General features: G+C 64.5%; 6 protein-coding genes. 1 reads left to right on the forward strand and 5 read right to left on the reverse strand.

All coding sequences use genetic code 11. The features are described from left to right. Positions 1-40: 40 nt before the first annotated feature. Positions 41-904, reverse strand: coding sequence for an IclR family transcriptional regulator (locus tag ACFQ2S_RS23180; protein ID WP_386078659.1), 864 nt, complete (start codon positions 902-904; stop codon positions 41-43). A 163-nt stretch (positions 905-1,067) separates the two neighbouring features. Here ACFQ2S_RS23180 and ACFQ2S_RS23185 point away from each other — a divergent pair, with 163 nt between their 5' ends. Beyond that, complete coding sequence (locus ACFQ2S_RS23185; protein ID WP_386078662.1) at positions 1,068-1,511, forward strand: BLUF domain-containing protein; 444 nt, start codon at positions 1,068-1,070, stop codon at positions 1,509-1,511. A gap of 37 nt (positions 1,512-1,548) precedes the next feature. On the opposite strand, the gene ACFQ2S_RS23190 is transcribed toward ACFQ2S_RS23185, so the two are convergent. The 4 genes from ACFQ2S_RS23190 to ACFQ2S_RS23205 form a co-directional block, all read right to left on the reverse strand. Continuing rightward, entirely contained in the window at positions 1,549-2,853 is a 1,305-nt protein-coding gene (locus ACFQ2S_RS23190; protein ID WP_386078664.1) for a carbohydrate porin, read from the reverse strand. Then, the gene (locus ACFQ2S_RS23195; RefSeq protein WP_386078667.1) at positions 2,850-3,539 is read right to left on the reverse strand and encodes a hypothetical protein; all 690 of its coding nucleotides are present in this window, start codon (positions 3,537-3,539) and stop codon (positions 2,850-2,852) included. Before ACFQ2S_RS23195 ends, ACFQ2S_RS23190 begins: the two co-directional genes overlap by 4 nt. A 38-nt stretch (positions 3,540-3,577) precedes the next feature. Continuing rightward, positions 3,578-5,110 carry a hypothetical protein gene (locus ACFQ2S_RS23200; protein ID WP_386078670.1) on the reverse strand — a complete coding sequence of 511 codons (1,533 nt, stop codon included), beginning with the start codon at positions 5,108-5,110 and terminating at the stop codon, positions 3,578-3,580. A 92-nt stretch (positions 5,111-5,202) separates the two neighbouring features. Beyond that, positions 5,203-6,213 (reverse strand): helix-turn-helix transcriptional regulator, encoded by a 1,011-nt coding sequence (locus tag ACFQ2S_RS23205; protein WP_386078672.1) that lies wholly within the window; start codon positions 6,211-6,213, stop codon positions 5,203-5,205. Between the last annotated feature and the right edge of the window lie 194 nt (positions 6,214-6,407).

Consider the following 6,407-nt stretch of genomic DNA (forward strand, 5'->3'; position numbering starts at 1 on the left):
TGTTGCCGTAAGGTCATGTCGGTTGCGTTCAGCGTCTCCCTCATGACCTCCCGAGGCGCAGACGGTCCGACAGCTTGCGCGCGCATGCCGTCACCTCCTGCACCACGTGTTCGCGATACTCCTCCTTTGCCAGTTCGACCGGGAACGAGGCCGACACCGAGGCCACCACCGTCCCCTTCTCGTCCCGCAGCGCGGCGCCGTAGCAAACCACGCCCAGCCGCAACTCCTCGTTGTCGACTGCAAATCCGTTGCGGCGCACCCACCTCAGGTCCTCCATCAGGTCGACCACGCTGGTGATCGTGTGCTCGGTGAAGCGCTCCAACCCATTCTCCGAGATCACCTTCAGGATCTGCGATTCCGGCAGCCAGGCGAGGATCGCCTTGCCGGTCGCCGTGGCATGCGAGGCGCGCATCTTGACCACTTCGTCGGCCTCGATGACGTGCAACCCCGCGACATTCGTCTTGAAACGGGTGACCAGCGAGGTCCCCTGCATCTCGGCCAGCTGCACCGAGAGCCCAAGCCGGCCCGACAGTTCTACCAGGTCGGAGCGCGCGAAATCCGACAGGTCGGTCTTGCGCGCACTCACATCGGTCAGTTCCTGCAGCCGAGAGCTCAGCATGTAGCCCCGATTGCGTCCGGCGTTGAGCACGTAGCCGCGCTCGACCAGCGTCGCCACCAGGTGATGGCAGGTCGATGCGTTCAGCCCCGCACGCTCCGCGATATCCCCGAGCGCCAGCGCATCGGGCGCGGCGGCGAGTATCTCCAGAATTGTCAGAGCCCGCTCCACCGACTGGATCCGGCGCACCGATTTCTCGGCCGTCTCCGCAACGCCGCCCACCGCTTCGGTGGGCACGTCGTCCAGGTCTCGAACCCTGGTGGCGGGATATGGTTTGCTCTCGGTCACTACGCCACGCTGCCTCAATATCGGACAGCGATCAAGCTATTTTGCAAATATTGAACGCAATTTCATATCATCAAATTGAAAGCCAGATCCGCGCTTGACTTGATCCGACCTCGGATTATACCGCCAAACAGCAAACCCGTTTCCGCAGACAGGAGCCCGCCACGTGAGCACGCACTATCTCGTCTATGTCAGTCAGGCCTCCTCCGACCTCGAGTTGAAGGATCTGGAGAACATCCTTGCCGAAGCGCGGACCTATAACCCGGGCAAGGGGATCACCGGGATCCTGCTCTATGTCGAGGGGGAGGGCCGCAACCGGGGTAGCTTCATGCAGCTTCTGGAAGGCGACGAGATCGAGATCGAGAACCTACGCAAACGCATCTTCTCCGACCCGCGCCACCACACCAAGATCGTACTGGAGCGTGGCACGAAGGCCGAGCGCGATTTTCCGGACTGGTCGATGGCCTACAAGTCGATCAAGCAAGCCGAGCTGCAGGCCCACCCCGCCTTTGCCGATCTCGGCGAGGCCCATTTCCAGGACCGCTGCGCCCGCGACGGGATGGACGGGGCGCTCGCCTATCTCTGCGATTTCTGGAGCGACGCGGCCTGACGCGCGTTCCCGCGCGTGAGGCGGCGGGTTCGACCCCTCAGAACGTGATCCGCGTGCGCAGCCCGAAGATCACCACATCTTCCCCGTTGGGGTTCGCTGCAGGGTGCTTCACGTACTGGATCGACGGGGTCAGCGCCACGCGATCCACGAGCTGGAACCGGTAGAACATCTCGCCGGTATATTGTTCTTGCAACCTGTCGTTCGACGGCCGGCCCCAGGCGATCCCTATCCCGAGCGCATCCCGGGCGGCGCGGTGGCGGGTGTCGAAGGCGATCCCGAACCCCGCCGCGGCGTCGGCTTCGAAGAGCGTGGCCTTGCCTTCGGACATGCCGCCGAAACCGAACACGAAATAGCGGTCCTCAAACAGCCGGCTGGCCGAGATCGTGACGCCTTGATCAGCCGGTGTGCCGCTCTCGCTGAGCGCGTCCTGTTGCCAGAACTGCAGCCGGACCTGGTCGTACCGCCAGCGGTCGGGCGTGGTAGGGTAATACCGGAACTCGACCGAACGATAGAACTCGCCCTCGCCGATCGTGTCGAACGGGTCGTCCGGCGTCTTGGCGTTCGCATCGTGGATTCCGGCGACCAAAACGAACTTCGGGCTGAACTCGTAGCCGAACCCGCCGCCGATCCCGCGCCCCGGCGCTGGCTTGGAAAGCGAGCTTTGCAGGCCCGTGTTCTGGAAGCCGCGCATGGAGGACGACAGCGCATGGACGTTGTACCAGGAGATCGCGCTGATCTTGCCGAGGATGAATTTGAACTTGCCGTCGGCCAGCGTCTGACGCCATGCAAGTTCCGTAAGCGCAGAGCCGAAGTCGCTGAATCCGGTGCCGGAGGGGGTGACGCTGCCGAACTGGTAGCCGAACTGGCTGGGCGGTATCTCGCTATCGATCGTGTAGCGGTTCTCGATCCGAAACGTCAGCTTGCCGGGGTTGGCACCGCCACGGTTGAGGAGCGACCAGGAGCCCTGCACCTGCGCGCGCCCGGCGAAGGCGTCGGAATACAACGCATCATCGTCGTTGGTGGTCTGGTACAGGGTCTGGTAGCTGAACTGCAACTGCAGGCCGGTGCGGTCGTTAAGCCGCTTCTTCCAGTCAAAGAACGGCTGGAAGAACGCCTCGACCTTTGGGAACGCGAGCACGCCGCCGACGTCGACGTCGTCCTGCGAGAGATCCTCGGTGACGCTGTCGCCGCCTTCGAGGTTCTTTGGCTCGGCCGGATAGCCCGAGTAGGTCGGCGTTGCCGGGTCCACGTATTGCGCCATCGCCGCGCCGGTCCCGAGAACGGCACAGAGCGCAGCGGCCGTCCCGGCGGCATGCCGGCGGAGCCTGCGGGCGCCGATCATTGGGCGTCCTGCATGCGGGTGTAATACTGGTGGAGGTCATCGCCCACCATGTCGACCGGCGTCTCCGAGGTGCCCTCGATTGTCAGATCCTGCGCCGGGGTCTCGGTCCGGAAGCTCCAGCCCTCCGCGGGCGAAAGCTGCGTGGCGAGGTTCGCCGGGTCGCTGTCCTGTACTTCTTCGCCATAGGCGTTGAGGATGTAGATGCCGCCGTCCGGACCGACGAGCTGGTAAACCGGCTTTCCGGCCTCGAAGACCATCGTCTGCAACTTGGCGCTGACGTAGGGTTGATAGGGATCGGCGCCCTTGCCGGAGCCAAGCGCGGCGAGCGGCAGCGTCGCGGCATAGCGCGCCGCCATCCCGCCGAAATCCGCCGTCTCCCCGAAACCGACGGTTTGTTCGTCCATCGCCCAGAAATGCGGTCCGTTCAGCTGCGCCGCCTTCGCGCCGTGCGCCGCGGCAATCGCCGCGGTATCCATGCTGGCCCAGAGATCCTCAGGGCACCCGTCGGAGGCGGAGGTGTTGTAGATATCCACGTGGTCCTCGTAGATCAGCAGAAACTCGCAGAACCGCATCCCGCGCATGTCGGAAATCGTCACCGGCTCCACCGGCTTGGGCGATTGTGCGGCAAGCGGCGCTCCAAGGCAGGCAAGCGCAGCGGCAAGACAGGCAACCTTCATGACTTCCATAGCATTTCCTTTCGAGTCCGTTTTGTCCGCCGCCATGTTCATGGACGCTCCGGCAGAACCTTGAGCACGTAGAACCCCTGATCGTGCATGTAGTAGAACCGCCCGCCATAACCGGGCGAGAGCAAGGTGTTGAAGCTCATCGGCGGCAAGGGATCGGATTCCGCAAGCACCTCTCCCGTCAGCGCGTTCAGCCAGAGCGCCGTCTGCGTATAGGTGGGCGCGTTGGTCTGGTTGAGCTCCGCCAGTGTCGTCCCGGCCGCGGCGCGCGCGGTGCCGAGCACCCGCGCATCGGCCGGGCCATAGAGCGCCTGAAGCGCCGTGGTCGCGCCATCAAGGGTCCAGACGACCTCCATCTCGCCGCTGTCCTGGTCCAGCCGCACCGCGCCGATCTTCATCATGTTCTGGTCGGCGGAGAAGATCAGGCCGTTCTCGGTGTCCACGGCCGACTTGGGCGGCGCCCAGCTCTGCCCGGTGGGCAGGTCTTGGCCGAAGGGATAGACGCGGGTGATCCGCGTGGCATCGTGCTGGTTGATCGCGGTGATCGAGGAGGCCGCCTTGTCGGTCGGCAGACCGTTGGTCTGGAACACCACCCAGTCGCCAAGGATCGCCGGGGCGTCGCCCGTGGTCTGTCCCGGCTCGAGGTAGGGCGTCGCCCAGTCCGCGTCCTGTGACAGGGTCTTGGTTTCCGGATCCCAGAAGAATCGATAGGCTTTCAGGATCGAGGGCGCATAGATCGCGATGCGGCCGTCAAAGCTGGTGATCGTGTGCGGGACGACCGCGTTCTCCGGCACGTTTACCCGGTCGAGCACCTCGAATGTGTCCGGATCCACGGCGAGGATCGTCGAACCGGGAGAAGCCGCGACGCCGCCCGGGCACTGGAACGCCGCCAGCGTGCCCTGGATATCGCAGGGCGTCGCCCTTGTCTGGTTCTTGACGATCAGCGTGCCGTCCGGGGCAATGGTGAGATGCTTGAAGTTGCTCCCCTCGAGCGGGGCGTCGGGAGTCAGGGCGGCATTCTGGAGAATGCGGCCGGTGTCGCCGTCGAGCTTCACGAGGTGATTGCCGAAGGCGACGACGATCGCACCGTCCGGCAGGATGTTGAGGTTGGCCGCGCCGACCCATTCGCCGCTCACGTTTCCGTTCTGCAGGTAGGTTCGCCAGATCTCGCGTCCGGTTGTGTCGTCGGTCCGCGCGACATAGGGGCCGGGTGGCACTCTGCCTTGCGGCGGCGGGTTGTTGCCGCCTGTGAGGTAGAGTTCTCCGGGCCGGCGGTTGTTCATGAACAGGACGCCCTGATAACTGTCGGCACTCGGCGAGGCATAGACCGTGTTGCCGCCCTCCAGGTTCCCCAGGAAGCTCGCACAGGCATAAAGCTGGCTGCGCTCCGCGTCGCTCACCTCGGCCCCGTTCAGCGAGGCGAAATAGCCCGGCGTCTCCCGCGCCTGGGCGCATGCCCATTCCTCCGCGATACGCCCCAGCTCCGGCGGAATCGGTCCCGGCCCCTCGTCCTGGGCAAAGGCCGCACTGGCCGCGAACAACGCGAAAAGGCTGAAAAAACGACCTCCCGGCATGGCGCCCGGCTCCTGTTCTGAATGTGTTTACAGAACATTACAGGGTGGTTTGCGCAGCGGTTTTGCTTTGCGCGCCACTTTTTCAAGGAGGCTCAGCCGGCCAGCCCGGCCCGCGCCCCAGACGGACTTTTGCCCACCAGCCGGCGAACTGCCCGCGACAGAGTCGAAGTGCTTGAATAGCCCAACCGTTCCGACAGGTCCGAGAGATCGAGGTCCGGCGCCTGCAAGAGCGCCACCGCAAGCTGGCGGCGGACCCGGTCCAGTTCGACCGAGAAAGACGTCCCCTCCTCCGTGAGCCGCCGCTGCAGGGTTCGCACGCTCATGCCCCCCGCCCGCGCAACACGTTCGATCGTGGGCTCCCCGCCGTGCAGCATCGCAGCGATCACCGAGCGGACCGAGGCGGCGAGGCTCGAATCCTCGGCCAGCGGTGGAATCACAATGTCGGCGCTATTGGCAAACCGGTCACGCGCGACAATGCGAAAGGGATTCAAGGCGACATGCGCGTCGAGGGTGATCCGCAGGCTGTGGTCCGGGCCGGGTACGACACAATCGCCGAAATGGGCGACCAGCGCATCGAGCCCTGTCTCGGGATGCGGCACGGCCGCGATCCGGTCGAGCAACGGCGGTTGGAGGCCGGTGAACCGGCAAAGCTGCGATATCATTGAACAGAACAGCACATGGATCGCATGGAGCGCTTCGGGATCGATCCTGACCGACAGCGTGTGGGTGATCGACAGCGCGCCACGGCTGTCCTCGACCCGGAGCATCTCGTGGGTGCAATGCATAGGCAGCGCCATTGCAACGCGCTTCAGCGCCTCCGCCGGAGTCCGCGCGCCGAGCGCCACCTGTCCGATGAAGGCCAGTTCGCCGATGCTCGCCTGCGAGACGATCGCGGCCCCGACATCCGGCCCATAGGCACGCGACATGTCCCGCAGGAGTTCGATAGCGTTCAGCATCGGAACCGGATCCAACGGCTCGAGCGCAAACCAGTAGCCGAGATCGACGGCATCGAGGAATGGTGCGCCGGCGTTTCCATTGGCCTCGAGAAAGCGCACCAGCGGAAGGACATTGGCGGCTCGGATGAGGGGAATCGTCTTGGGCATGAAACTCGCTTCGTCAGGGACAGGTGCAGTTCAGAGTTTTTTGCCTGATATGGACCTGTAGTGCAAAACCCGGATACGGGATCGCGACCAGTCTCCGCCAACCCCGGTTTCGATCATGGCACCATCCGCTCGGACAGCCCTTCACAAGCCAGATCGAATGCCCGGCTGAGCGCAAGCGAGGCCAGCGTACGCAA

This window comes from Tropicimonas aquimaris, from assembly GCF_042676185.1.
In the GTDB taxonomy this organism is placed as follows: Bacteria; Pseudomonadota; Alphaproteobacteria; order Rhodobacterales; family Rhodobacteraceae; genus Tropicimonas; species Tropicimonas aquimaris.